Source organism: Alkalinema pantanalense CENA528 (genome assembly GCF_050753345.1).
Classification (GTDB): domain Bacteria; phylum Cyanobacteriota; class Cyanobacteriia; order Leptolyngbyales; family Leptolyngbyaceae; genus Alkalinema; species Alkalinema pantanalense.
In genome coordinates this window covers 1-25,253 of record NZ_JBLZFX010000092.1, presented here as the reverse complement: position 1 = coordinate 25,253, position 25,253 = coordinate 1, and the positions used below count along the sequence as shown (strand labels likewise).

Genomic DNA, 25,253 nt, shown 5'->3' with positions numbered 1-25,253 from the left:
CGGGGCGGCTAGCTTTTTGGGTTTTCCTCGTCCATTTACTTCACGTTTTGAGGAAACCCAATGACACGCTATACCAAGAAAATCAAACTTCAACTCAGCGGTGACAATGACGCTGTTGAGGCTGCCATTGGCATTCTGCACGTTCTCAACTTCATCAGTGCCCACGAATGGAGTCAAACCGTCCGCAAACGGGGAGAACCCACCGTCGTGCGCGTGGCAGCGAGGGAGATTATGCTAGAAGGCTAATCGTCGATTCCGAGTGTCCGATCCCCCTAAATCCCCCTTATTAAGGGGGACTTTGAGAAAATTTGGCTGATTTTTCCGTCTTATCGAGGTCGAATATCTCGTCGATCGCGAGTGTTCAATTCTGATACCCCGTCTGCTTGCGGCGGGGTCGTTCACTGTGTGAATATTCAGCTTTCTTCCATTCTCTATTTTGTTGCTACTTCATCGATCTTGTCATCGATCGACAAAAATTTAGTGCCCGATCGCGCTTCTTCCACCTTCTACTGCACGATCTCCCCTTCCATTGGCATAAATACTGCAACCACTAATCACCCTAACAATACTAACGATTCCTCCGCTTCAGTAACCTATTGAATCACTTGTACCACAGTTGAAAAAACACCCGATTGACTTGGGTCAAGCCCTCGACAATGAGATTCAGTTGTTTTCTAACTTCATCTTTTCAATTTATCTTCTTAACTTAGTCTTTTGAACTTATCTTCTTAACTTATCTCCTTAACTCCATCCCCTTAACTTAGTCTTCTTCGCTTTAAGTCCCCCTTGAGTGACTGCTATTGTTGATGATTTACCTGTCATTTTTAGCACACGTTTCCGATGATCAATACTGAGATGGATCTGCTTGGGATCCTGCTGTATCGAGGAATCTCTTAGATCTCTCGGGTCTCAGGTTATGGTAATTGCTATCAATCGATCGTGTTATCCAGAACTCTTTATTTTATCGTCTGTATTGATTGCATCATGATTTAATGGATTACTTAACTTCGGAACAATCGAGAATTCAAGAAGTACAAAAAGATACCGCCTTTTACTTGACTAATTGATACTACAGCCCACAATAGAAGAGGCTTCAAGCGTTATCTCTCTTCCCTATCGTTACGCAATCCGCTATAGTTGAATTCTCTCAAATGGAGTTGGTTAAAAGAAGTTTGAAGAAGCATTAAGCTTTATCTTAATTTTCCAAAAATCAAATAGAGAGAGACTAGTGGAGTGTCAGGATTAATTTTGTGAGTTTGAGCGAGAATGGATTTAGGATCTGATTGGTTCTGAAATCCACTCTTGTAGGAATATCGTATGGGCAAAGTGTACATTGTTCGGTTGACTGACGCAGAACGACAACAACTTCAAGCTTTAGTCACAACAGGCAAAGCCCCAGCCTACAAAATCAAACATGCGAACCTTTTGCTCAACATTGATGTCAACGGACAAGCTTGGAGCGATGAGCAAGCCGCGAAAACGTTTCACTGTCATCGCAACACTGTTGCCAATCTGCGACAGCGGTTTGTGGAAAAAGGCTTAGCAGTTGCTTTGGAACGGAAGCAGAGTGAGATGGCCCCTCGACCTGCCATTTGCGATGGGGAAGCAGAAGCCAAGTTAATTGCATTGCGGTGCAGTGAACCGCCTGCGGGCCATGCGCGATGGACATTACGCTTGCTTGCGGATAAAGCCGTTGAGTTAGCAATCATTCCGAGCATCAGTCATGAAACGGTGCGTCAAGTGCTGAAAAAAACGAACTCAAGCCGCATCTGAGACAGATGTATGTCATTCCGCCCGAACAGAATGCTGAATTTGTTGCTCATCTCGAAGATGTGTTAGAGGTCTATCACCGGCCTTATGACCGCAACTTGCCGGTGATTTGCATGGATGAGCAACCCATCCAACTGGTCAAAGAAACTCGCGTTCCCCTACCCGCAAAACCAGGGCATCCAGAAGCTTTCGATTATGAGTATGAACGCAATGGGACTGCCAACATTTTCTTGTTCACAGAACCACTAGCAGGGTGGCGCAAAGCGGTTGTCACTGAGCGCAGAACCTCGGTTGATTGGGCAGTTGAAATTCAACGATTACTCACCGAAGACTATGCCGATTGTGAGAAAGTCAGCCTGGTCTGTGATCAGTTAAACACTCATAAGATAGCTTCTCTCTATCAAGCCTTTCCTCCTGCGGTTGCTCGCAGCCTTGCAGAACGACTAGAAATTCACTTCACGCCCAAGCATGGTAGCTGGTTGAATATTGCGGAAAACGAACTCTCTGCGATGACCCGGCAATGTTTAGATCGCCGCATTCCAGATCCCCAAACGTTAGAGCGAGAAACCCAGGCTTGGTACACTGAACGTAATCAATTGCAAAAGGCAGTAGATTGGCAGTTTACTACTGCCGATGCTCGGATTCGACTGAAGCGCCTCTATCCACAAATTGAAAACTGACAGTCCACTAGCTTGTGTATGGGTGATGGCAGTCGCTCTTGAGAGGAGGTTTGAATGAGATGAAAGGTAGGAATTTTCGATCTAAATCAGTACCCCAAAAATTATTACCTCAAAAACGATTACCCAAAAAACAATTACCCCAAAAATTATTACCCCAAAAATCATCATCCCAACTGGCTCAGGTGTTACGTCCCCTGGAGGGGCGATCGGGGTTGGGGAGACGAAATTTTTTAGGGTTAGGGCTGATCTTTTCTTCTAGCCTTCTTTTTTCACACCTGTTGCAATCGCTCAAGCCCAAAGGTTGTGAGGAGGTCTCCTTTGTGCCGTCTGGAGATCTGCGGAAACAGTCCTCGTCTGCACAGGGGCTACTTTTAAATCCAGCTTGGTCGATCGGATTTTACCCGATCCCCCCTTCCACCGTACAATCATTTGCCTTAGCAAAGAATTTGCCGATGGGCGATCCAAAATTTCTGACCCTAGGAGCCCAACTGACAATTCACCGTCTTTATTTGCCGCCCAGTTACCCTTTGCAGTCCCTAACACTTTCGATCCATTATCACCCTGCCCAACTGGCGCAGCTGATTAAAGTCTGTGCCTGGGGCTATTGTAACAATGGGCTGAATAGCAGTCCGGCAACCCAATTGTTTGTACCCGTGGATGAGAAGGATGGATTAAGCCTTTCTCTAGATTGGTGCATTGAAGGGGCAGAACCCGATTCGATCGTCCATCAATGGGGAGTGGGTTCAGAGGTCGATCGACCTAAATTGCAGCGCGGTCGCTATGTTATCGCTGGACGACGGCAATCCACAGGGGAATTTCCCCAATGGCGGGCATACCATTCCACCCCAAACTATGAAATTAGTGATTTAAGCATTCTAAAAAACGTTGATCTCAGGGCTCAGGATGCCTCTGCGATCGATTTCCCTTATTTACTAATCTCCGTAGATTATGGGGAAATGAAGGGGTAATTCCAAAGGGTTCTCATTGATAACAGACCTCCATTACACCGGAGCCAACGATCGTCGATCAAGCAAACAATCCCAATTTGCTGCATCTGTTCTCGCGGTTCAACTGAGTTCTATTGCACTGTTCTACTGCACTGAGTTATGGCAGTTTAACTGAACGTGGTATTCAACAACACAATCGGCCCCCACAAATCCCCTTTCCTTGGAAGGGAGCATTCACCGTGGGGTCGGGAGAGTAGAAAGCCCCCTGCCAGGAGGGAAGACGTTTCTCGATCGCTGCTGCACAGCAGTCCCGACGATCGCGCTGCCCCCCGCATCATCAAATTCACGTTAACTGAAGCAATCTTTAAGCGCATAAATCACTTGATCCTGCTGCTCTTGGGTCAGTTCTGGGAACATGGGGAGAGAGAGGACTTCGTTGGCGGCCTGTTCTGCCAAGGGCAACTGCCCCGCTTGGTAACCGAGTGATCGGTAAACAGGTTGTAAATGTAACGGTAAGGGATAGTAAACATTACAATTCACCCCCTTAGATTGCAGCATTTGCCGCAGTTGATCCCGTTGACTACCATCGGATCCTTTGACCCGAATGGTGTATTGGTTCCACACATGGGTTCCCTGGGTAATATTCTGGGGCAATTCGATCGCCGAAATCGAACTCAGCAACTCACCATAGCGATCGGCGATCGCTTGACGCTGTTGATTCCACTGGTTCAAATGAGGCAATTTGACACTCAGAATGGCAGCTTGAATGGCATCAAGCCGACTATTAACGCCCAAATCTTCGTGGTAATAGGTGCTTGTGCGACCGTGATCTCGCAATACTCGTAAGGTTTTAGCAATCTCTGGATCGTTGGTTGTGATGGCTCCGCCATCCCCACAGGTTCCCAAATTTTTCGTGGGATAGAAACTAAAACAGCCGATGTGGCCAATACTGCCGACGGCTTGACCGTTCCACTCTGCACTGGTGGCCTGGGCACAGTCTTCGATGACCGCTAAATTGTGTTGCTGAGCGATCGCTATGACGGCAGTCATATCAACGGGGTTACCAAACAGATGCACTGGAATAATCGCTTTCGTATTGGGCGTAATGGCCGCAGCGATCTTTGTGACATCCAGGTTAAAACTGACGGGATCAATGTCGATGAAAACGGGTTTCGCACCAACATTACTGATGGTTTCCGCGGTAGCAATAAACGTGAAGGGCGACGTAATCACTTCATCACCGGGGCCAATCTTTAAGGCCCGCAGCGCCAGATAGAGGGCGTCGGTTCCTGAGTTACAGGCCACGCAGTCACGGGTTCCCACGGCGATCGCAAATTGGCGTTCAAAGTCTTCGACCACTGCGCCACCAATGTAACGACCAGAGGCCAAAACCCTCAGTACGGCTTGGTTCAGGTCTTCGCCAATCAGTTCAAACTGTTGCGACAGGTCAAACGGAGGAATCGTCTTCACTCAGGTATACCGAACATAAAACTTTTCAGCATTGTTTCAATAAACCTGATTAATAGCAAGTGTCCTCTTAGAGGATTCATGTACAGAATTGGCACTGAGGGCGATACCCCGTGAGACTAAATCGATCAAAGCCATCATTCAAAGCGACAGAGTCGAGGTCGCGGACACAGATCGCAGGCATCGCTCTCAGAGATTAGTTGCGGACATTTGCGATGGCGGGCAAAGTGAATGGGATGGCGCTAATGGGATGGCACTAATGAGATGGCGAAGACGCAGGGGGAAGCAGGCGTGGTTTGTAGGCAGGTCTGGCTAAATTAGAGGGTGTTGCGACAGGGGTGACTTGGTGGCTCGATCGGCCCTGGGCGTTGCGCAACCGCAGGCGACGACGAGATGATGGGTAGGGCGACGATCGTGGGCTGGAAGGAAGCAAGGAGCGGGATTGTTGGCCAGGGTCGCGGCGGAGTCGTCGATCGCCCCGCAAAGGTTGGGAAAAGGTGAAGAGTAGCAGCAGGACTCCAGCTAAAAAGGCGCTCGTTCCCAGGGAAAACAAAAACAGAGAAAGATGGATCAAGCCGACCCAGTTAATCAGCGATCGCAGAATTAGGCTGAGGGTGCTGGCGACAAACAGCAGACAGGCAAAATTGAGCAGCAACAGTACCCGATAGTTGAGGCGAGCTTGCTGTTGTAGGTATCGGAGTTTGCGGTGCAGAGCGGGGCAGTTGTCTGCGAATTTTAGGGCTTGAAATCGTTCTGCACTGGTCATCTGTAATGCTTTTTCCAGCCCCTGTTGACGCAAAATCGCGCCCCCTAAAATACAGCCACTGGCCAGCACCATCAGAATGGAGTTGAGGATGAGTTGTAGGAGTTGGGTAGTTTGTTCGACGGTCATCCGATCATCCCTCCTGGCTGACTAGAAGTGACTGAGGATTGATGCAAATTTTATGGTGACTTTCACAATAGCATAGATTTTTGATCAAATAGTTCAAGAGTACTATTTTTACACCTTCCTAGGGTTTTCCGCAGTCACCTGCCAAGTCAGCAACGCTTGGGTTAATCCCAATAGGGTATACTCGCTGGCCTCAACGTCTACCCGTCCCAATAAATCTTGACAAGTTTTCGAGGTTTGGGGGCCGATCGAGGCAAGACAGACCCGTTCGAGTAGGGCATGGGAAGAACCGTCGATCGCTGCTTCGAGGAGTTGGTAGAAATGGCGAACGGTTTTAGAACTGGTGAACGTAATCACATCGACGGCTCGGGATTGTAACGCTTGCAGAGCCTCAGGGGAGATCGCAGCGGGGCAGGCGGACTGATAGGCAGGGACTTCAACGACGGTGGCTCCCTGGGCGGTAAATTCCTTCACCAGCACCTCACGGCCTCCCGACTCCACACGGGGAAAGAGAATTTTGAAGCCTGCAACGGGTTCCGGAAACGCTTCAATCAGAGAATCAGCAACGAAGTTGGGCGGAATAAAGTCGGGGTTTAGACTCCGTGATCGCAGGCAATCGGCGGTTTTTTCTCCGACAACTGCAATTTTAACCTGGCCGATCGCCCGTGCATCTCGACCCAGTGCGAGTAAGCGATCGCAGAAGTAGTTGACCGCATTGGCGGAGGTGAGGATGAGCCAGTCAAAGGTATTTAACTGCGCAATCTCGCGATCGAGGGCGTCCCAACTGGAGGGCGGCGTAATTTCCAAGGTGGGCATTTCCACCACCGTTGCGCCCTGGGCTTGCAGCAAGTCGGTAAACTCACTAGATTGGCCTGCGGAACGGGTAACTAGAACCGTTCGATCGGCCAAGGGGCGTTGTTCCAAAGGAGAAGGATCCGTAGATTGAGGCTCTGTGGATTGAGGCATAGAGGCGGCATAGGGTTTTAAGGCTGCCCTCAAATTTTGCACCAGCGGGACAGTCGATGAAAGCGGATCCTGCTTTCTCTCAGTTGCTAGAAATTCTCGGAGGCGCACCACTTCCCCAAGCACCATGACGCAGGGGGAGAGGGATTCGCCCTTGGTGATTTGGACAATATCCCCTAGCACACCTGTCCAAATGCGTTCCTCCGATCGTCCGGCCCATTGAATAATCGCGATCGCAGTATTAGACGACTTGTCATGATGGATGAGTTGCTCAACGATCGTGGCGAGATGGCGACCTCCCATCAGAATGACTAGGGTTTCCAAATTCACCAGTGTGGCCCAATCAAGGGCGTCAGGATCGTGGGCACTGAGGATAGCAAAGCAGCGGCTCAGCACCAGATCCGTCAGGGGAATTCCCGCATATAGGGGCGCAGCAAGGGCAGAAGAAATACCTGGGACGACTTCATAGGGAATCTGAGCAGCTTTGACGGCTTGAATTTCTGAAGTGGTGCGACCAAAGATAAAGGGATCTCCGCTTTTGAGACGAACAACTTGCTTACCCTGTTGACATTGTTCAACGATTAACCGATCGATTTCTGTCTGCTTTAGGCTGGGTTGGCCGCCCCGTTTCCCAACATTAAAAGTCAGACAGCTTGACTGAGTATATTGCAGCAATTCTGCATCGATGAGCGCATCATAAATGACCACTTCTGCTTGGCAGAGAAGCTGATAGCCGCGCACAGTAAGAGCATCGATCGTGCCGCAGCCGGAACCTACAAAATAAGCAAACCCTGTCATACAGCCTCAAAGAAACTTTAATCAAACTTGAAAATCTTAAATAAACTCTATGAATTTAATTCTCTGTTGAAAAATATGTCAGTCTAAGGTAAGTTAACGAGGAAAGTTAGAAACAAACAGCTCCAAGAAGATCTTTCCTCAAGCTGTATATTTCCTCTTTCACTTACAGTATTTTTGTCCTGAGTGATGTTTGGTGATGGGTGATGGTACTTCTAGTGTGCCATGACCAGATAGAAGTATTGAGTCTTAACTTCGTTCTTTCGCACAGATTTCTAGCAGATTTAGATTAGTTAATTTGTTTTCCTACTTTGACTGGTTTGGTTCAATCAATTTTTTAGATCTTTTGTTAGATCTAAGGTTTTCCTGAGTAGCTTCTAGCGGTTTTCAGGTGATATCTGATTGAGCATTTTTAGCCTATTGGCCTGCGCTCAGTTTCGATACACCATGATCTGACTTGGAAGACTGTATCTTATTACACAAATTTGCAATCAATTCGTGCGATCGATTCAACCCTTTCGGTTGCTATTTTGAAAGACAGGTTAGAAACGGGGTTATCTGAAAAGCCGACTACTTGAGGCGTAGTAGCGATGGTTTTGATGGACTACGGTATGCTGGCGTTGGAATCTGTAATCGATCGATCTCCCACGATCGTTTCTCCTGAACTATCTTTAGTCGATGCCCTTTGGAAGATGCAAGGGGGAGATCACCCCTCAGTGCAAGCTGACCCAACGGATCACCTAACATGCCTATCTAGGAATCAGCAGTCAAGTTATGTCTTGGTGGTCAAGCATGACAAGCTGTTGGGAATTGTGACGGAGCATGATATTGTTCGGCTGTCAGCGTCTGGGGGCAATCTTGCGAAGTTGCAAGTTCGCGAGGTCATGACCCAACACCTTCAAACTCTGACCTTTGCTCCAGAGTTGCAAATTACCCAAGTTTTGACTTATTTCCAGCAGGCTCGGTTGCGTCATCTTCCGGTGGTCGATCAGCAAGGGCTGCTCTTGGGGATAGTGACCCTGGAGGAAATCCGACGATCGCTGGAGCCCGTGAATTTTTTACGGCAACGGCGGGTGGATGAAGTGATGACCCAATCGGTGATTTGGATCTCCCCCACTGCAACTTTGCTGGCTGCGACGGCTCAAATGGTGCAGCATCAGATTAGTTCTCTAGTGATTGCAGTTCAAGACCACGATCGGATTGTGCCCCAAGGCATTTTAACGGAACGCGATATTGTGCGTTTGCAGCTTCAGGCAGTGAACTTTGAAACGACGATCGTGGCGGATGTGATGAATGCTCCTGTGATTCAAGTATCGCCGAGCAGTTCTTTGCAAGCAGCCGAGCAATTAATGCAACAACATTCCATCCGCCGAGTAGTTGTCACCGATGAATGCCAAAGTTTATTAGGAATTCTGACTCACACCAATTTAGTGCAACTGTGGGATCCGATTGAACTCGTTAGTATCATCCACCATTTAAAGCAGCAGATTCAAGTCTTACAAAAAGTGATGGTTCAACACAACCAAGACTTGGAAGTCACAAACCACAAGTTACGGACAGAAATTGAAAAACGAGAAAGGGTTGAGCACAATCTTAGGAATGTTCATCAGATTTTAAGCAACCAGTTTAGTCAACGGACCCAGGAGCTTTTAGAAACTAACCAAAAGCTGCATCAAGAGGTACTAGAACGGAAACATGCAGAATCCCAATTGAAAGCGGCTAATCTAGAGTTGCAATATCGTTTGGGCGAACTGGCTCAACGCAATCAAGAAATTGCACTTTTGGGACAACTTGGCCACTATCTCCATGCTTGTCAGAACTTAGCAGAAGCCTATGCATTTTTGCCCAAAATATTGGCATCGATGTTTCCCCAGCTCTCAGGCCGTTTGTACTTGTTTAATGATTTAGGACATGGGTGCAATGGTGGGAGCCAGCATGATTTAAGGACTCAGTCGCCACCTGAGTATGCAGCGCAAGCCCGTGACCTGACCAGCAATATTATTGCTTGGGGAAGCCCCGCCCCCCCTCTCTGTTCAACCCATAGCCTAGAGGCTTGTTGGGCAATCCGCCGGGGTAAATCCCACCGAGGTGAGCAGGGACAGGTCGATCGAGGGTGTCAGCACTGCATGATTGTTGAGGATTGGAGTTATCGGCTGTGCGTTCCCATGTTGACCCAAGGTCAGTCGATCGGACTGTTGATCTTAGGGTCAGACTGGATGATTTCAGAAGCCACTCACCAGTTGGCTGTTACTGTGGCTGAGCATGTGGCCTTGGCGTTAGCTAATTTAAAATTGAGGGAGGACTTACACTATCAAAGTGTGAGAGATCCCTTAACCGGGTTGTTTAATCGTCGTTACTTACAAACGACCCTCGATCGCGAAGTACAGCAGGCATTGTGCTATAGACAGATCTTTAGCCTCATCATGCTGGATATTGATTACTTTAAACGTTTAAATGATACGTTGGGCCATGAGGCAGGCGATCGAGTGTTACAACAATTGGGTCAGTTGTTACTGTCCAACAGTCGATCGACCGATGTGATTTGTCGCTATGGGGGCGAAGAAATCACTTTGATTTTGCCAAATACAGATTTGCAATCGGCCTATCGTCGGGCGGAAAAATTGCGGCAACAAATTCGACAGTTTATGTTTTTCCCGGCTAACATTGCTGACGATACGCTTTCCCACGATGCATCTACTCAAGCTGCTGCGCAACAGCAGATCGTGACGGTTTCCCTAGGAATTTCCAGTTTCCCGCTCCATGGACAAACTGTCGATGAACTTTTACGAGCCGCTGATAATGCACTCTATCAAGCGAAACGGTTGGGGCGCGATCGGGTCGAAGTGGCTGCCTGTTTATCTGCAAGTCAGGGAGAACCGCTTCTACCCTCAATGCTAATACCCAAAATACTTTGATACCCCCGTCGTTCCTTGACAGCCAGTTGGCGCAGCGATTTGCCAACTCTGGAAGAAAGCGATTGAATGGAACAGGAGCGATCTCAATCCCCCATTTTCCTTCGATCGATGGTTATCCCAGAGTCAGCAAAACCTGGTCAGCAAAACCTGGAGTCAAAAAACTGTGTCCCCTCTGCCGCCGCGCTACCAACATCCCGGCTATGCCTTTTTGCATCGCTATGGTTCCCTCCAAACCGAGGCAGATGTGTTTCACTATGTGGAATTTTTAAGAGAGTCAGCTGGTTTATCCAACCGTTTACCCACGGATCTAGATTCCATTTATTCCTACTTCGGGATGCCCATTCCGCTCCGTGTTCCGCTTAATGAACAACAGGGTATTCTGTTAGATACGTATAAAGGCGTCATTTTAATCAAAGAAGACGACCCGATCGTGCGCCAACGCTTCACCGAAGGCCACGAACTGATGGAGCTTCTCTTTGATGCTCAAGCGGATGTCGCCCAAAAGCTGAACATTCCCACCTGGGACGAAGCCCGCAAAGAAAAACTGTGTGATGCTGGAGCGGCGGAACTCCTCATGCCTCGATCGCAATTTAGCTCCCATCTCAATCACCTAGGCGTTTCCTTGGAAACTGCACGATCGCTTTCTGCCCTGTACCAAACTTCTTTATTAGCTACCCTGATCCGCATGGTGGAACTGGCCTCCGGGCAGCACGCCCTCATCGTCTGGCATCGATCGCTCAAACCCTCAGAACGCAAAGCCGCCAAAATGAGCCGAGCAAGCACCGAGCAATCTCAAGCTCAGTCAGAGCAATTTAAGCCAGAGCAATCTAAGCCAGAATATTTACCCAAACTCCGGATTTGGTGGCGTGTCACTAGCCCCGATTGGCAAGCCGGATTTTTGCCCCGCGATAAATCGATCGAGGACACCTCACTCATTGCTCAAGCTCTCACAACAGGACAAACTCAAAAAGGACAGGAAGTTCTCCAGTTTGGTTGGGGCACGATCGATGGCCGTATCGAAGCCATGTCCGTCCAAATTGGCGATAAACCCTGCATTATTTCCCTGTTACATGCATAATCCAGAATGGCTCTCTCCCACCCTTACCCTGTAGCCACTATGCCCCAGATCGCTTTTGCTCAACAATGCTTGCAAACAACCAGACGATTCTCCCTCGAGGTTCTGATTGTCCTCACCTGGTTTACCCCAGGGTTTACCGCCTGCATGAAAGCGCCACCCCAAGTAGATGGCCACTGGGAATATCCTCAGTTCATTCAGCAGATAGAAGCAAAACAAGTGGAAAAAGTAAGTTTGACTAGCGATCGAACCCAAGCGATCGCCACCCGCAAAGATGGGCAGCGATTTCTCATTGACCTGCCCCAAAATGACCCCAAGCTCATTGAACGCCTGACGAAACACGGGATTGATATTTCTGTTCTGTCCCGATAGTAGGTTGCCCCCTACTGGCGCACTCGGCGGAAATAGAACTCGTTCCGCAGGTTTTCTAGGGATTTCCGCAACTGGGGGACATCTTTGTCCAGTTGATTGGCTTCGGCAATTTGAATCGCCTGTTCGTAAACCCGATCGGTCATGGCCCAATCTTTTTTCTGGTAATAGTATTCCGCGATCGTCTGCAATGCCTCCACCACTTGCGCAGGTTCCAAGGTGCGCCCCGCCAACCGGACCCGATCTAGCAGTGCTTCCATGGCTGCATTATTGGCCCCTAGGCGATCGTAGGCCATGGCCAACCCTTCCAACGACTGAAAGGCCACTTGATGTTGCTTAGACTGCCGTGCCAAGACTAGGGCGCTGATGTAGTGACCAGCGGCCTTTTGATACTCACCCAAGGCAAAAAAGGAGTCCCCTAACCCTTGATAGGAGCGACTTTCCCCCGCAAAGTCGAGGGCGATTCGCTGGTAGGGCAAGCCTTTCTGCAACCGTTCGATCGCCGTTGCATATTGCCCCGTTGCCTTGGCTGCCAGTCCCCAGTTGCTCAACGAGGTTCCTAAACCGGGCGTATCCTTCAAGACCGTGGCAATCCGCACTCCCTCTGCAAAGCTTCTTTCCGCCTCTGCCGGATCCCGCTTCATCAGGAGTAGACCCACCTCGTTGTAGCCCAGAATTTGGTTCTGATAATCATTGAGCGTCCGCGCAAAGCCCAAGGCTCGCCGTGCTGCATCTTCAGCCTCGATCGATCGCCCTAGCTCCAAATAAGCTTTAGTCAAACGCCGATAGACTAGCCCTTGGGCCTCTTGATCCACCACCCGGCGATAGAGTTCCAATGCCTTTTGCCAACTCTCGATCGCGGCTTCCATCTGTCCCTGCTGTTGTTGCCGATCGCCTGCCATCATCCAACGATCGCCCCCCTTCCGAGCTTGACTCAGAGTTCCACTGTTGAGCGGAATCGCCAATTGACGGTTCAAATCGCCTGCAAGCGATCGATCTGCATAGGTCACTAAACTCACCAAGCTGACCAGTGGCAGCACACCCATCGCAACGGACAGAATACTGGCAGAAAATGGCTGAAAACACCGTTTCATAAATGGCACTCCAAGCAATAGACAGGAACTCTAGCCCTCAACGTTGAAATTGGGTCGTGGTCATTCTAGGACTTATTGGCTGAGGAAACGTTACAGGGGCAATCTTTTCACGTCAGTTTAATGTTAGCTATATCCGCTACAAGATTAATTCGCTCTCTAACAATTTCTTTACGCCCTATCCAACCTTCCCAAATCCCCAATCAGTCAACACAGTCAACAGCATCCCCCGAGAACTTTCCTTAGAATTCCCCGATCGTGAAAATCCGCAACCTTACTCTCCAGAATGAATTTCCCAAAAGGAGACGGGTTACGACTAGCTATGACTAGCTATGGACTTTAGTTATGACTGGAGTTATGACTGACTATGAGTTAGGTAAATCGCCCGGATATCTTCAGGTAAGCGGGCTTCTAGAATCCGATAGCCTTCCTGCAATCGTTGTTTCACTTCTAGTGGCGGAATGACCTCCCCCTCCGCTTGCAGATAGGCTGAAATTCGTGTTTCGCTCCAGTTAAACGTCTGCGCCATGACAATCATTAGTCGCAACTCCGGCGACATTTCATCTAACGCCCGATCGAGATAGCACCAAAACGGCGGAGATGCTGCTTTCAGGTCGTAATGGATTTCCTCTACAGGCGGTAAGTTAAGCTCGTTGATACAAGCTGCTGTGACATTGAGCAACCAACTTTGAAAGGTGACACCAGGTTGGGTGAAGACCTGTAGATCAAGACCGGAAAGCTCATTAAAGATATGCCGCCAAATGAGGGCAAAGAGATAATCTGTTTGTACCGGAGAGGGCGCAGAATGCTGTACAACCCGATAAACGATCGGATTGTAGCGGCAAAACAAAGCCGTGAAATACTGTCCTGCATCAGGATATCGCTGAAAAAGTTCTAAGAGTTCCTGATCGCTGTTTTTAAACAAGGACTTGATAATAGGATGGTTGGCCTCAGGAAAGGTAGGAATCGACACGGTGTGTGCTTAACAGAGTCAAGACGATCAAGTTTACAGCGAGTTGTCAAGCTTTCCAGCAGAAACACGCCCTTATCATAAACGGCTGCCTTAAAAAGCACACAGATTTTTTCAGAGATTTCTGTCTTTTTAGAGGCTGTTCCAGGACGATAGGTAAAGAGATCGGCATAGGGCGGGTTATCCGTCCTTCCAGTTCCGCTTACGGCTCCTTTAGAAGCTTGGTAGAATTAAACTCTACCTTGGCAAGCTGCTTTTGTAACATGTTGTTAGGTTCCTTCTTGTTCAATCTCTAAACATTCAGGCGAGTGACTCCATGGTTCTTAGCTCGATCGCGATCGTAGTGTCTTCCCCCGTTCTCGCGAGTATTTGGTCGGCGATGGGAGATGGAATTTTTTCCACCCAGGGGATTATGATCATGCTTCTGGCGGCCTATGCGGGTGCCATGTGGCTGTTTCTAACGAGTGCTCCCAAGGTTTACACGGTCATGGTGTCAGACTTGGACGTGGCTCGCCAATTCTATGAAGGGTTGCTCAACTTGCGCACCGCTGAGATTCCCCTGCACTACTACTACAACTACGAGCAGTCCCTCGGGACAGCAGGGATCAATCCCATGTACCTTGCGGGAACACCGGGCAGCGTTACAGCACGGGGCGCAGGGAACGATGGCCTCTGGTACCAACTGCGCAAGAATGTGCAAGTCCATGTGATCTCCGGGGCCAGCATGGGCGATAACAGCCGTCATCGTCACATTTGCTTCGATCGGGACTGCCTAGAGCAAATTTTGCTACGAGTTCAGGCATTGGGGCTGAAGTACAAAATTCGTCAGGAACGACCTTTAAATTTTCTGGTGAAAGACCTTGATAGCCGAGTGCTTGAACTTTCTGAAGTGAGTAATTAGAGCGTTAGCGAATTCTCTCAAATCCAACGGGAACCATCCAATAAATCACCTAAAACGGGGCTGTCCTAAGTCAAAGGGCAGCTCTTTTCAATTGAAATGACAAGGATTGTCTCGATTCAGTGTTCCCTCGGATAGCGTTTCAGTCATTCAGCTGATATGTTTACGCCTCAATAAGTACGCCTTAATGAGTACGCCTCAATAAGTACGCTTAAATGAGTACGCCGAAAAGACGCGCAAGCTTAGGGATTTGCAAAGAAATAATATCCCCTCTTCATTCCCCTACCCTCCTACCCTTTTACTCTCCGCCCCTTACCCAATTAGGATTTTATTTATGCGCTGTTCCCTTAGAGGAGGATGGTTAGACAAATATCCTGAAACAAACTTAATCAGACTGCCTCATTTCTCGAAAAAGTTGTTAAGCTCTATCATGAGCATGTGAATTTTTTGTGCAGTTTTACAGGATTTGCTTTCTATCTATCTGTCTCAGGGTAGATGAGACTTAGCAAAATCTTAGCTTAGCTATTAACAGCTAAAAAAGATAAAAAAATAGCCCCCTTGCGGAAGGCTAGTGATTTTGGTGATTTGACTCTAGGACACGTCCGTAATTATCGCTAGCCTAGAAGCATTAAGAATGTATTCAGCGTTACTTTAATGCTGTTTTTTCCGCATTTTGATGATAATTCACAGTCTTTTCATAACTGGTTACGAAAAGCTTCATAATTGGTAACCTATTTGGCTTCGGCAGGGATTACCTCCTCATCGATACATTCAAGGGAGTACTACCTGGGCTATACCATTTGAGGTAGGACGTACTCCCTGGGACATAGACTCAAGAAATTCCGTCCAGCAAGTCGGAAATGGCATCTTAGGATTGCAGGCTGGGTAATTGTTCGACCACTTGCTGGGTAATGAATGGCAAGATGGCCTCATTGGCACTGTTCTCGCGTCCTTCCGTAAAAATGACGAGAAGAAACGGCAACTGGCCTGGAATTTCTACGTAGGCCGCATCATGCCTGGCTTGGCTCATCCAGCCCGCCTTCGACCAAATCTGCGCCGTTGGGGGCAACCCACTGCCAATAAACCCTACAATCTGATTTTCAGGATCGGCTGTTAAGTCTCTGGGATCCAACGATCGGGCTAATAATCGCATCATTTGTTGCGATCGATCTGCTGACACAGCCACCCCCCCCACAATGCTGTGCAGGAGCCGTGCGGTGGCATCGCTAGTCAACATATTCCGGTTGGCCAGGTTATCGCCATAGAAGGCTCGCTCGCGACCATAGGGGCCATCCCCCCAGGTTTTCTGGCAAATATTAATCGTGGCAAATTCTTCCCATTGCAGGGATTGGAAATAGCGGTTGATGATGTTGCGTTGCTGCTTCCAGGTTTCAAAGGGGGCGGGGGGCAGTTCAGGGCCGCTGGTGGTACCTGTCAGAATATCTACCACTAAACCTGTGGCATCGTTGCTGGAATCGACAATCATGTCGCGCAAGGCCCGATCGAGTTCCGCCGATCCCCCAACCATGTTCTGCTGTAACCATTCATGGGCCGCCACTAGATAAAACAATTTGGCCACACTGGCGGGGTAAATACATTCCACGCCCCGGTAACTAAAGCCCCGTACCGATCGCTGCCAAAATTCTGCCGGAGTCAACGCTCCACCGGTATTCACGAAAGTAGGTGGATCATAGACCAGCCAAGTCATGGCAACTTGGTTTCTCGCTAGAGAGGGAAACGTTTTCCAAGTCTTTTCTAGAATTTGTTCCCCTGTGGTTTGCAGGGCGTTGTCTCTAGAGAAAAATGGCATGATGAATTTCAGATAGTGGATTTCGGCACAGTTTGAGCCCAGCTTTGGATTGTAAAACCTTTTTAACTTGTAAAACCTTTTTAACCTGTAAAACCATTTTCAGTGGACAGGCTTGTCCGCTGACAGGCCACCTTTGATTGGTTGCATTTATCATGGGTTGCATTTATTGCTTGCATCTTGTTCTAACGTTCTGTTCTTTGTCTCTCCGTGTCTATGCAGTACCGCACGATCGCTGATTTCAACCTCTATGCTTCTCCTGACCTCAAGTCCTTGGTCACCCAAGCGGCCCAGGGGCGTCTGCTCCGACTGACGGTGCCTGTGATTGGGGTGATGCGCCCTCCGATGGTGCCGCTGGCGGTGCAATTGGTGGAAGATGGCTATCCCGGCTGGCTCAATCCCGTGGATTGGGAAAAGCTGGTTCCCGACGATACGCCCTACCAAGCCCCTGTCCTGACGCCGGAAGAAATTCGCGATCGCATTCCCGAAGTCATTGCCTTTACCCAAGCGGCCATGGCAGTGCCCAACCAATATCTCTGGGGGGGAACTGTGGCCCCTAATTACGACTGCTCGGGGTTGATGCAGGCGGCCTTTCGATCGGTAGGGATTCAACTGCCCCGTGATGCCTACCAACAGGAAGCCTTTGTGCAGCCGATCGCGCTGTCTGAAGTGATCCCCGGTGACTTAATTTTCTTTGGAACCTCCGAAAAAGCCACCCACGTTGGCCTGTATCTCGGCCAGAACCAGTACATTCACAGTTCAGGCAAAGATCAAGGGCGCAACGGCATTGGCATTGACGAACTGTCGGATACGGGCCACCCAGTCAGTTGCAATTACTTCGCCCAGTTACGGGGAGCCGGTCGAGTGATCGCCAGTTATTCACCACCAGAGTTGACCTGATCCTGGTCAATATTGGGGATGGCAGCGGAATGGTGCTGGGCCATCTCTTCCAATAACCCACTGTCAGCAATCAGCTTGGGATAAATCAGCACAAAGTAGACCATCCACAGGCTGATTGGGATCGCCACGAGAACCGTGACCCACATCATCCTCAGCAGCCACCAACTTCCGGAAATGATGGCCAATCCGGTTAAGACGATCGACCAAGGCTGGCACCACCAAGGTTTGTAATGCCAAACGGTTTGCGCGGGAATTTGATTACCCAACCCAGTTCACTCCATCTTCATCATTAGGCACAGAAGGTAGTGCTTTGCGATTGTTCGGCATTTCTGCAGCAGATCCGGCAGCCTTCAGTTTGGCCATGACCGCCGCCGATCGATAGGGCTGCCGCACGGGTACATCCACCGCTAAAGAGTTCGCCTCGGCAGGCACTGACGGAGTGGCTGGGGCTTCCTGGGGTGTGGGTGGCTTTTTAGCAGTGACCTGATCTACAGGCTTAGCCTGCGCTGGGGTGCCTTGGCTGCGCTGTTTAGCGGCTCTTTGTTCTGGGCCAACCACTTTACGCATCAGGAAATCCAGGGTCTGCTGCTTGATCCAGCCTCGAGCAACTAGAACTTCTCCAAACCGCATATCTTCCATCACGCGCTGATCGTTTAGAGCAACGTCAACCTGGGCTGGCGTGATCAGGCCCGCTTCCACTAGATAACTTCCCAAACGTTGAAATGCTTGGCGTTGAGGAGCGTTGCTTGTAGAGTCTTGTTGGCTTTTCCCTATCATCTGCACGATCAATACTGACGAAAAAGGACGCAGATCTTGGCAGTCTTCCCAGGCCAGAATTAAGTTGGACAGGGTGTAATGCCATAAGTCACCCACTTACATTAAGTCACCTACTTATGTGGCTTGTGCCTAGCGATCGTGGCTCGTCGGCTTAAGACTGAACTGAGCACCGATCTCAGCAGATTGGACGAAAGGTCGTTGCGTATTCAGTGAATGGTTAGCCAATTCATCCAGGAAGTCCTAGAACTTAAGACTAACTCAATACTATTCAGCAGATGATTCAACTGACTATTGCAAACCAACTGTTGCGAACCAACTGTTGCAAGTAGGTGAAGCTTAGATAGATGCGCTTACCGCAATTCTACGGTTGTGTATTTAGTGTATTGTAGCAAACTTTCTGAGGCACCCTGTGATCTAGATCAGTTCCCGATCGAACGGCTTGGGGACTGATTTAGCAGTTCTTGAGGATCCATCAGTTCATATCGTTCAAAAGGTTGATGAATCCAGGGATTGTCCGCTAGGTAGTCCACATAGTAGTCCGGTGTCACGATCGAACAGGCTTTGTACCAAATCACGGCTGTACGGACTTCTTCCACATAAAACCCGTAGTTACACTGTAACCAGGGCAGGGTCTTTTTCAGGGTGATACCGGAGTCCACCAAGTCATCCACCAACAGAATATGGCTGCCTAAATTAGGTGTAGTCATGGTGAGATCACGGGAAAAAACCAGAGTGCCCCGGCTACGACCGCCTTCGCCCCGATAGGATGATGTTGCCAAAATAGCAAGAGGCGCATCATAAATACGAGCCAAAATATCGCCGACCCGCAATCCGCCCTTAGCCAGACAGAGGATTTGATTAAACTCCCAGCCGGATTGGTAAATCTGCGCCGCCAACTGCTCAATTTTCTGATGATATTCATCCCAAGTTACGTAGAGGTCTGCCATTGACGCGCCTTCCTTTGCCTTCCTTCACAACTGCTGCATTAATCGCAAAGGATGATACAACGGATAGCGAGTCTCTAGGCACTTTCTATGAACAATCCTCCCGATCGCTCAGCCTCTTCGCCGCCGGAGTCTTCGCCGCCCAAGTTAAACCTGGGTACTAAACTTGCCTTTGGAGCCGGGGATTTTGGGCCTGCGGTGACGGCGATGATTCTGATTTCCTATCTGTCGCCATTTTTAACGGATGTGGCACGGTTGAATCCGGCGTTGGCAGGGTTGACGCAATTGGTCGGAAAAATTTGGGATTCGGTCAATGATCCCATGGTGGGGGTTTTGAGCGATCGCACCCAAAGTAAACAAGGACGTCGTTATCCCTGGATGATGTGGGGCGCGGTACCCTTCGGGATTTTCTTTTTTCTGCAATGGATTGTGCCGCACTTTAGTGATGATCCCGCCAGCAATCAGTGGGGGCTCTTTTGGTATTACACAGCGATTTCTGTGCTGTTCAATGCGTTCTATACGGTAGTCAACCTACCCTACACGGCACTAACGGCGGAACTGACCCAGGACTATGATGAGCGCACTAGTTTAAATAGCTTCCGATTTTCGTTTTCGATCGGAGGTAGCATCCTTGCATTAATTATTAGCTTGGTTGTTTCCAAACTGGTTCCCGGCAACCAAGGCACGCAATATCTGATCCTGGGTGGCATCTGTTCGATCATTTCAATTTTGCCGATTTATTGGTGCATTTGGGGAACCCGAAAACAGGCAATGGCTGCGGCACAGAATGATCCAGAGATTGGCCATAGTGTTTCGATGCCTGTTTTGCAACAAATTAAGATTGCATTCAATAATGGCCCTTTTCGCTATGTGGTGGGAATTTATCTGTGCTCCTGGTTGGCGGTGCAGTTGACAGCATCGATCATTCCCTACTATGTGCGCAGTTGGATGCGGCTACCCCAGGAAAATGTCAGTTTAGTCCTGTTGGCAGTGCAAGGGACGGCAATGGCAATGCTATTCATTTGGAATCAAGTTAGCCAACGCTACGGGAAGCAAACTGTGTATTTCATGGGTATGAGTTTGTGGGTGATTGCCCAAGTTGGACTCTTTTTCTTGCAGCCGGGCCAAGTTGTTTTAATGTATGTTTTGGCGGTAATGGCGGGGGTTGGGGTATCTACGGCCTATTTAATTCCTTGGTCGATGTTGCCGGATGTGATTGAACTGGATGAGTTGAACACGGGACAACGGCGAGAGGGGATTTTCTATAGTTTTATTGTGTTTCTACAAAAGATTTGTTTGGGGTTGGCGGTCAATCAGGTCTTGCAAAGTTTGGGAGCAGCAGGATATGTGCAACCCACGGATATGACACCATTTCCAATTCAGCCAGATTCCGTTTTAAATGTGATTCGCTTTTCGATCGCGCCTTTGCCGTCTGTGGCATTGGCGATCGGAATTATTTTGACGTATTTTTATCCCATTACTCGGGAGAAACATGCGGAGATTTTGTTGCAACTCCATGAACGTAAGCAGCGATCGTTGGGGAATGGAAATCCAATAGATGAATAATGCCTCATAGGGTTCTGTTGGGAATGCACACAGCATTGGGAAACTCAATCGAGGACGATCTTAATGACCTATCAATTTCCACAACAATTCCAATGGGGCGTGGCCACTTCGGCCTATCAAATTGAAGGGGCGGTGGATATTGAGGGTCGTAAGCCCAGCGTTTGGGATCGGTTCAGTCAACATTGGTGTCACATCAAGGATCGCAGTTCGGGCGCGATCGCCTGCGATCATTACCATCGCTATGCGGAAGATGTGGCGTTGATACGGCAGTTGGGTGCAAAGCATTATCGGTTCAGTACGGCGTGGAGTCGGATTGTGCCGGAGGGTCGCGGCTCGGTTAATGCCCAGGGGTTGGCGTTTTACGATCGTTTGGTGGATTGTCTGTTGGAGCAGGGGATTGAGCCCGTAATTACGCTGTTCCACTGGGACAGTCCCCAGGCGTTGGAGGATCGCTATGGCTCTTGGCGCTGTCGGGAAATGGCGCAGGATTTTGCGGACTATGCAACGGTGGTGGTGCAAGCCTTGGGAGATCGGGTGACGCGCTGGATAACGTTGAATGAAATTTCCTGTTTTACACACCTGGGGTATGCCGTGGGGAAGCGGCCAGAGCACGCACCAGGGACGCGGGTCAACAGTTGGAAGGAGGTGTGGCAAACGTCGCACCATGCGTTGTTGGCCCATGGGCTGGGCTGTCAAGCGATTCGGGCGGCGTCGCCCCAACCCTGTCAGGTGGCGTTGGTGGATAATCCTGGGGTGACTGTGCCGATCGTGGAGACTGAGGCCCATATCCAGGCGGCCCAGCGGGCGTTACCGGATAATTTTTATACGGGGGGGATTCTTTATCCAGCGTTAACGGGGAATTATCATCCAGCGTTTCTAACAGAATTGGGGGAGAATGCTCCAGATATTCAACCGAGTGATTTAGCAACCATTCATCAACCGATCGATTTTCTGGGGTTGAATATTTACACGGGGGCGTACATTCGAGCAGCGGACAATGCCAAGGGCTATGAGTTTATCGCAATTCCCAAAGGATATCCCAAGTTGCATATGCCGTGGTTGCAGGTGGTACCGGAAAGTTTATATTGGGCGGTGCGTCATATTCGGGAAACGTTGGAGCGACCTGATTTACCGATTTGGATTACGGAAAATGGCTGTGCGGCGGATGATACGTTAACGCCTGCGGGTGAGGTGTGGGATACCGATCGAATTTTTTATTTGCGGCAGTCGTTGAAGGCGCTGCATCGGACGATCGGGGAAGGGTATCCGGTGCAGGGATATTTTCTGTGGAGTTTGTTGGATAATTTTGAGTGGTCGTGGGGCTATTCTCGGCGGTTTGGCATTACCTATGTGGATTACAAGACCCAAGCGCGGATTCCGAAGGCGAGTTTTGATTGGTATGCGGCTTGCATTGCAGCCAATCGGGTGTTGTGAGGGTTAAAGACATGGCCGGTTCTTCATGAATCTCCGCTAATCTCAACTAACTTTTCACCTGCCCGTAGTAGCTCTAATGCTGCTGGTAAAACTGAACTCAAGATCTCGCGTAACCGAGCATTTGAAGTATTTCCGCAAGTCAACCAAATAATTTGCGGTGGTGTTCCCAAGCGATCGATCAAGTCAATAAAATCACTATCTTTGGTCATCAAGATAACGCCTTGAGCTTTTGCAGCTTCAAAGATTTCCGGATCTTCTGCATCGCGTAACCCAAGATCCCGTAAAGCGATTGCGGTTACTGCAAAAGTATTCGTAATCCAAGTGGCGATCGCGGGGGATAGGTGTGCATCAATCCAGATGGTAATCATGCCACTAGTACGGGATGATTCAGTTTACGTGAGGCATAGGCTAGCGACGCTCGTAAATCATCTATTTCTAAATCAGGCAGTTCCTCTAAAATTTGTTCGGCACTTAACCCTGCTGCAAACAGATCTAGCACATCGGACACTCGAATTCTCATACCCCGAATGCAGGGACGGCCACCACACTGTTTAGGATTAACCGTAATGCGTTTCAGTAGCTCTGACATCTGAAGTACCTCCACAAAATTAGCATCTATCAAAAGCACGTTTTGTTTATCTCAAGAAGCTATCACATCACTATTCCTCTCAGAGCCCTTGCTGGAATCTGCTAATTTATTGTAGGCGGAAAACCTCTCTAGTTATCTATGTTGAAATGATATTCAGGTTGCCTGATTGAGCTATGGTAGTGGTTTAGCAGACTCAATAAAAAACAAGACATTTGGTTGCTGTTGTATGGAGTGCGAAACTGGCAGCAACCTGCGTCACTGTCACAATACAAGTAGGTTTCTTTCCCTACTCTAATTAGACTAAGGGGTAGATTCACAGCCATTTGGGATCAATTGCGGTAGGCCAGGTGTCCGAAGTGAATTAGATACCTACCGGAGCACCTGTTCTGCACTTGTTACCGCTGGCGTTCGCGGCTGAGGATGCTGATGTATTGGCCATCGGAATGCACGATCGGCATCGGTTGACTCCAATGAATCCGATCCGCGATGCGATGGGCCTGCAATTGATTAATCGTATCTTGAATAAATTCTGGATGACCGATTAAGTGGATCTGTAAGCGTTGTGGGCCGTGTTGAACTGAACGATCGCTACGATCGCTAAAACCTTTCGCCATCCTGTGAGCTTCTCCTTAGTGTAGTGAATCCTCTTCCCGCTGCAAATTGCTCCCTTCTCCTGCGGGGGAAGGGTTGGGGATGAGGGCTGCGGAAGAAAGCCCAAAAATTTAGAGCCACCCCGTTTGACATCACAAACAAGAGTGGCTCGATCGAATGTTAAAATTCTCAACAAGCCGCCTTGCTGCTGACCCAGCGAGGGGGAATAGCTACTTGGGGTTGTTAGCGCAATCCCGAGTAGTGGCCTAAATTTTCGGGAACCCAGCGACCCCATGCTTCAGATTGACCCGTCTCGTGAAAGAAGGATGCCCATGGCAATCGCTATGAGAACCACACTACGAATAAAGTAGCGGCGCTGTCAATCCGTATTTAAAATCCTTGATTCAGGTATCATTAAGCACCCGTAGCGCGATCGTGTTTACTCCACCCAGCAATTCCCAAAACAAAAAACTGAGCGATCGCGTTTGAATTCGATCGCTCAGCTTTCAACCAAGCTAAAACTGACCAGAAAGGCAGCTTACTCTAAATTAGAAAGCGCAAACTGAGAAGGGGGTTCATTCACACGGGCAGAGGTTGTCAACTTCTGCATAAATTCCTGGCTCAACTGTTGAAACGCCTTGCCACCCGAACAACCTGGATTGCTCAGTACTACTGGCATATAACTATCCACCGCCTTCGACACATTCACATCCATCGGAATGCGCGTTTTAAACAACTTGGCTTCACTGAAATCATCATTCAAGCGTTTCATCACTTGATTGTAATAACGTCCCGTTAGCAAATTCCCCGACAGTGAAAAGGCAATTCCTAGCAAATCAACATTGATGCCGGGGTCATCCCGATGGGCTTCTCGCAATCGATGAATTCTGCGTTCCAATAACTGAATTCCAATCAATGACAACGGCTCCGGGCGGGCCGGAATCAAATAATAATGACTTGCCAACAACGCACTGCGAGTAATCAAGTTATATCCCGGTGCACAGTCGAGAATAATAATGTCGTAATCAGCAGAAATTGGTTCCAGAATGTTGCGAATTAAATTCTTCTCAAACTCATTCCAGACGTGCTCAAACTGCTCCGCGCGGCCCTGTTGCATCGATCGCTTGTGCAACATTTCCGACACTAAATATTCGTCATAAATTTCAATATCCCCCAACATCAAGCTTAAACCGGGGACATTGCAGATATAGCTTTTTACGGCATCCCGCGCCAAGTTCGGTAAATCGGGGTTACGGGCGATCGCTTGGTGCACAAGGTAACGCAACGTACGTTTATCATTGCGTAACTTTGCGAATTCTCCCGGCGGCATTAAACTAAGCGTCGCGCTGATCTGGGTATCCAAATCCACAATCAACACCCGCTTCCCTTGATTTTTTGCCAGGGACGCGGCCAGATTCACCGTGAGCGTCGTCTTGCCCACGCCTCCTTTCATATTGGTTGTTGCGATAACAAACGCCATAGGAGTGCCCCTCGATAGATCTGACTAAATCATGGATCCTTAAATCACCGACCGCTCGCTGGATTAAACTTGCCTCAGCAAGGGACTGGGCATCAATATACATTAACTTCCCGATCCTTGCAGCATGAGTTTGTATTCCCGCTCACTCGACTGTTTTTTCAACCCTCCTTGATTCCCCCTACGGAACTCTCTTATTTATGACTGATTCTATCTAGCGTAGGATGTTTAAATCTGAACAGCTATGCAACTTCGGAACTGGATCACCATAACAGGGCTTACGATCGTCAGCACAGGATTAGCCTACAGTGCCCTGCCGCCCTCCCCCACGCCCTCTCC

At 48.9% G+C, this 25,253-nt stretch carries 23 protein-coding genes; 10 read left to right on the top strand and 13 right to left on the bottom strand.

The window, feature by feature from the left end:
• Positions 1-60: 60 nt before the first annotated feature.
• The 3 genes from ACN4EG_RS22100 (at position 61) to ACN4EG_RS22090 (ending at position 3,418) form a co-directional block, all read left to right on the top strand.
• A complete protein-coding gene (locus ACN4EG_RS22100; RefSeq protein WP_431631247.1) occupies positions 61-246 on the top strand; it encodes a hypothetical protein in 186 nt (61 codons plus the stop codon).
• A gap of 1,071 nt (positions 247-1,317) precedes the next feature.
• Positions 1,318-2,450 (top strand): IS630 family transposase gene (locus ACN4EG_RS22095; protein ID WP_431632360.1). Its coding sequence is split into 2 segments (ribosomal slippage): positions 1,318-1,747 and positions 1,747-2,450, totalling 1,134 coding nucleotides; the frame shifts between segments, so codons are not numbered across the junction.
• 320 nt (positions 2,451-2,770) lie between these two features.
• Positions 2,771-3,418, top strand: coding sequence for a hypothetical protein (locus ACN4EG_RS22090; protein ID WP_431632359.1), 648 nt, complete (start codon positions 2,771-2,773; stop codon positions 3,416-3,418).
• A 327-nt stretch (positions 3,419-3,745) separates the two neighbouring features.
• Here the strand turns inward: ACN4EG_RS22090 and ACN4EG_RS22085 are convergent, their stop codons facing one another.
• The 3 genes from ACN4EG_RS22085 to cobA form a co-directional block, all read right to left on the bottom strand.
• Positions 3,746-4,867 (bottom strand): DegT/DnrJ/EryC1/StrS family aminotransferase, encoded by a 1,122-nt coding sequence (locus ACN4EG_RS22085; RefSeq protein ID WP_431632358.1) that lies wholly within the window; start codon positions 4,865-4,867, stop codon positions 3,746-3,748.
• A gap of 253 nt (positions 4,868-5,120) precedes the next feature.
• Complete coding sequence (locus ACN4EG_RS22080; RefSeq protein WP_431632357.1) at positions 5,121-5,756, bottom strand: hypothetical protein; 636 nt, start codon at positions 5,754-5,756, stop codon at positions 5,121-5,123.
• Between the two features lie 108 nt (positions 5,757-5,864).
• Positions 5,865-7,514 (bottom strand): uroporphyrinogen-III C-methyltransferase, encoded by a 1,650-nt coding sequence (gene cobA / locus ACN4EG_RS22075; protein ID WP_431632356.1) that lies wholly within the window; start codon positions 7,512-7,514, stop codon positions 5,865-5,867.
• A 587-nt stretch (positions 7,515-8,101) separates the two neighbouring features.
• Here cobA and ACN4EG_RS22070 point away from each other — a divergent pair.
• The 3 genes from ACN4EG_RS22070 (at position 8,102) to ACN4EG_RS22060 (ending at position 11,873) form a co-directional block, all read left to right on the top strand.
• The gene (locus tag ACN4EG_RS22070; RefSeq protein WP_431632355.1) at positions 8,102-10,426 is read left to right on the top strand and encodes a diguanylate cyclase; all 2,325 of its coding nucleotides are present in this window, start codon (positions 8,102-8,104) and stop codon (positions 10,424-10,426) included.
• Between the two features lie 163 nt (positions 10,427-10,589).
• Positions 10,590-11,504 (top strand): ImmA/IrrE family metallo-endopeptidase, encoded by a 915-nt coding sequence (locus tag ACN4EG_RS22065; RefSeq protein ID WP_431632354.1) that lies wholly within the window; start codon positions 10,590-10,592, stop codon positions 11,502-11,504.
• A 39-nt stretch (positions 11,505-11,543) separates the two neighbouring features.
• Entirely contained in the window at positions 11,544-11,873 is a 330-nt protein-coding gene (locus tag ACN4EG_RS22060; RefSeq protein ID WP_431632353.1) for an ATP-dependent metallopeptidase FtsH/Yme1/Tma family protein, read from the top strand.
• A gap of 11 nt (positions 11,874-11,884) precedes the next feature.
• On the opposite strand, the gene ACN4EG_RS22055 is transcribed toward ACN4EG_RS22060, so the two are convergent.
• Complete coding sequence (locus ACN4EG_RS22055; protein WP_431632352.1) at positions 11,885-12,964, bottom strand: tetratricopeptide repeat protein; 1,080 nt, start codon at positions 12,962-12,964, stop codon at positions 11,885-11,887.
• A 352-nt stretch (positions 12,965-13,316) separates the two neighbouring features.
• Entirely contained in the window at positions 13,317-13,934 is a 618-nt protein-coding gene (locus ACN4EG_RS22050; protein ID WP_431632351.1) for a sigma-70 family RNA polymerase sigma factor, read from the bottom strand.
• A gap of 313 nt (positions 13,935-14,247) precedes the next feature.
• Between ACN4EG_RS22050 and ACN4EG_RS22045 the strand changes: the two genes are divergently transcribed.
• Positions 14,248-14,832: a glyoxalase-like domain protein gene (locus tag ACN4EG_RS22045; protein ID WP_431632350.1), complete on the top strand. Its 585-nt coding sequence runs from the start codon at positions 14,248-14,250 to the stop codon at positions 14,830-14,832.
• An 865-nt stretch (positions 14,833-15,697) separates the two neighbouring features.
• On the opposite strand, the gene ACN4EG_RS22040 is transcribed toward ACN4EG_RS22045, so the two are convergent.
• Positions 15,698-16,639, bottom strand: a complete 942-nt coding sequence (locus ACN4EG_RS22040) for a serine hydrolase (protein WP_431632349.1) — start codon at positions 16,637-16,639, stop codon at positions 15,698-15,700.
• A gap of 213 nt (positions 16,640-16,852) precedes the next feature.
• Here ACN4EG_RS22040 and ACN4EG_RS22035 point away from each other — a divergent pair, with 213 nt between their 5' ends.
• Positions 16,853-17,536 (top strand): C40 family peptidase, encoded by a 684-nt coding sequence (locus ACN4EG_RS22035; RefSeq protein WP_431632361.1) that lies wholly within the window; start codon positions 16,853-16,855, stop codon positions 17,534-17,536.
• On the opposite strand, the gene ACN4EG_RS22030 is transcribed toward ACN4EG_RS22035, so the two are convergent.
• The 3 genes from ACN4EG_RS22030 to ACN4EG_RS22020 all read right to left on the bottom strand — a co-directional run bounded on the left by ACN4EG_RS22030 (position 17,512) and on the right by ACN4EG_RS22020 (position 19,260).
• On the bottom strand, positions 17,512-17,802 hold the full coding sequence (locus ACN4EG_RS22030) for a DUF6737 family protein (protein ID WP_431632348.1): 291 nt from the start codon (positions 17,800-17,802) through the stop codon (positions 17,512-17,514). The two genes, ACN4EG_RS22035 and ACN4EG_RS22030, sit on opposite strands and share 25 nt — an antisense overlap.
• The gene (locus ACN4EG_RS22025; protein WP_431632347.1) at positions 17,795-18,409 is read right to left on the bottom strand and encodes a hypothetical protein; all 615 of its coding nucleotides are present in this window, start codon (positions 18,407-18,409) and stop codon (positions 17,795-17,797) included. Before ACN4EG_RS22025 ends, ACN4EG_RS22030 begins: the two co-directional genes overlap by 8 nt.
• 323 nt (positions 18,410-18,732) lie before the next feature.
• Positions 18,733-19,260, bottom strand: a complete 528-nt coding sequence (locus ACN4EG_RS22020) for a phosphoribosyltransferase (protein WP_431632346.1) — start codon at positions 19,258-19,260, stop codon at positions 18,733-18,735.
• A gap of 87 nt (positions 19,261-19,347) precedes the next feature.
• Between ACN4EG_RS22020 and ACN4EG_RS22015 the strand changes: the two genes are divergently transcribed.
• Positions 19,348-20,823, top strand: a complete 1,476-nt coding sequence (locus ACN4EG_RS22015) for an MFS transporter (protein ID WP_431632345.1) — start codon at positions 19,348-19,350, stop codon at positions 20,821-20,823.
• A 63-nt stretch (positions 20,824-20,886) separates the two neighbouring features.
• Positions 20,887-22,257 carry a GH1 family beta-glucosidase gene (locus ACN4EG_RS22010; protein WP_431632344.1) on the top strand — a complete coding sequence of 457 codons (1,371 nt, stop codon included), beginning with the start codon at positions 20,887-20,889 and terminating at the stop codon, positions 22,255-22,257.
• Positions 22,258-22,280: 23 nt separating this feature from the next.
• Here ACN4EG_RS22010 and ACN4EG_RS22005 read toward each other — a convergent pair whose 3' ends face one another.
• From ACN4EG_RS22005 to ACN4EG_RS21990, 4 genes are all read right to left on the bottom strand, one after another.
• On the bottom strand, positions 22,281-22,625 hold the full coding sequence (locus ACN4EG_RS22005; protein ID WP_431632343.1) for a DUF5615 family PIN-like protein: 345 nt from the start codon (positions 22,623-22,625) through the stop codon (positions 22,281-22,283).
• On the bottom strand, positions 22,622-22,846 hold the full coding sequence (locus ACN4EG_RS22000; protein ID WP_431632342.1) for a DUF433 domain-containing protein: 225 nt from the start codon (positions 22,844-22,846) through the stop codon (positions 22,622-22,624). The genes ACN4EG_RS22005 and ACN4EG_RS22000 overlap by 4 nt, the downstream gene beginning before the upstream one ends.
• A gap of 395 nt (positions 22,847-23,241) precedes the next feature.
• Positions 23,242-23,460 carry a hypothetical protein gene (locus ACN4EG_RS21995; RefSeq protein WP_431632341.1) on the bottom strand — a complete coding sequence of 73 codons (219 nt, stop codon included), beginning with the start codon at positions 23,458-23,460 and terminating at the stop codon, positions 23,242-23,244.
• Between the two features lie 515 nt (positions 23,461-23,975).
• Complete coding sequence (locus ACN4EG_RS21990; RefSeq protein ID WP_431632340.1) at positions 23,976-24,917, bottom strand: ParA family protein; 942 nt, start codon at positions 24,915-24,917, stop codon at positions 23,976-23,978.
• Between the last annotated feature and the right edge of the window lie 336 nt (positions 24,918-25,253).

Bases quoted from the DNA above. Each gene is read 5' to 3' on its own strand.
- ACN4EG_RS22100 (WP_431631247.1), top strand. From the start codon at position 61: ATGACACGCTATACCAAGAAAATCAAACTTCAACTCAGCGGTGACAAT.
- ACN4EG_RS22080 (WP_431632357.1), bottom strand. From the start codon at position 5,756: ATGACCGTCGAACAAACTACCCAACTCCTACAACTCATCCTCAACTCC.
- cobA (WP_431632356.1), bottom strand. From the start codon at position 7,514: ATGACAGGGTTTGCTTATTTTGTAGGTTCCGGCTGCGGCACGATCGAT.
- ACN4EG_RS22070 (WP_431632355.1), top strand. From the start codon at position 8,102: ATGGTTTTGATGGACTACGGTATGCTGGCGTTGGAATCTGTAATCGAT.
- ACN4EG_RS22060 (WP_431632353.1), top strand. From the start codon at position 11,544: ATGCCCCAGATCGCTTTTGCTCAACAATGCTTGCAAACAACCAGACGA.
- ACN4EG_RS22055 (WP_431632352.1), bottom strand. From the start codon at position 12,964: ATGAAACGGTGTTTTCAGCCATTTTCTGCCAGTATTCTGTCCGTTGCG.
- ACN4EG_RS22045 (WP_431632350.1), top strand. From the start codon at position 14,248: ATGGTTCTTAGCTCGATCGCGATCGTAGTGTCTTCCCCCGTTCTCGCG.
- ACN4EG_RS22040 (WP_431632349.1), bottom strand. From the start codon at position 16,639: ATGCCATTTTTCTCTAGAGACAACGCCCTGCAAACCACAGGGGAACAA.
- ACN4EG_RS22035 (WP_431632361.1), top strand. From the start codon at position 16,853: ATGCAGTACCGCACGATCGCTGATTTCAACCTCTATGCTTCTCCTGAC.
- ACN4EG_RS22020 (WP_431632346.1), bottom strand. From the start codon at position 19,260: ATGGCAGACCTCTACGTAACTTGGGATGAATATCATCAGAAAATTGAG.
- ACN4EG_RS22015 (WP_431632345.1), top strand. From the start codon at position 19,348: ATGAACAATCCTCCCGATCGCTCAGCCTCTTCGCCGCCGGAGTCTTCG.
- ACN4EG_RS22010 (WP_431632344.1), top strand. From the start codon at position 20,887: ATGACCTATCAATTTCCACAACAATTCCAATGGGGCGTGGCCACTTCG.
- ACN4EG_RS22005 (WP_431632343.1), bottom strand. From the start codon at position 22,625: ATGATTACCATCTGGATTGATGCACACCTATCCCCCGCGATCGCCACT.
- ACN4EG_RS22000 (WP_431632342.1), bottom strand. From the start codon at position 22,846: ATGTCAGAGCTACTGAAACGCATTACGGTTAATCCTAAACAGTGTGGT.
- ACN4EG_RS21995 (WP_431632341.1), bottom strand. From the start codon at position 23,460: ATGGCGAAAGGTTTTAGCGATCGTAGCGATCGTTCAGTTCAACACGGC.
- ACN4EG_RS21990 (WP_431632340.1), bottom strand. From the start codon at position 24,917: ATGGCGTTTGTTATCGCAACAACCAATATGAAAGGAGGCGTGGGCAAG.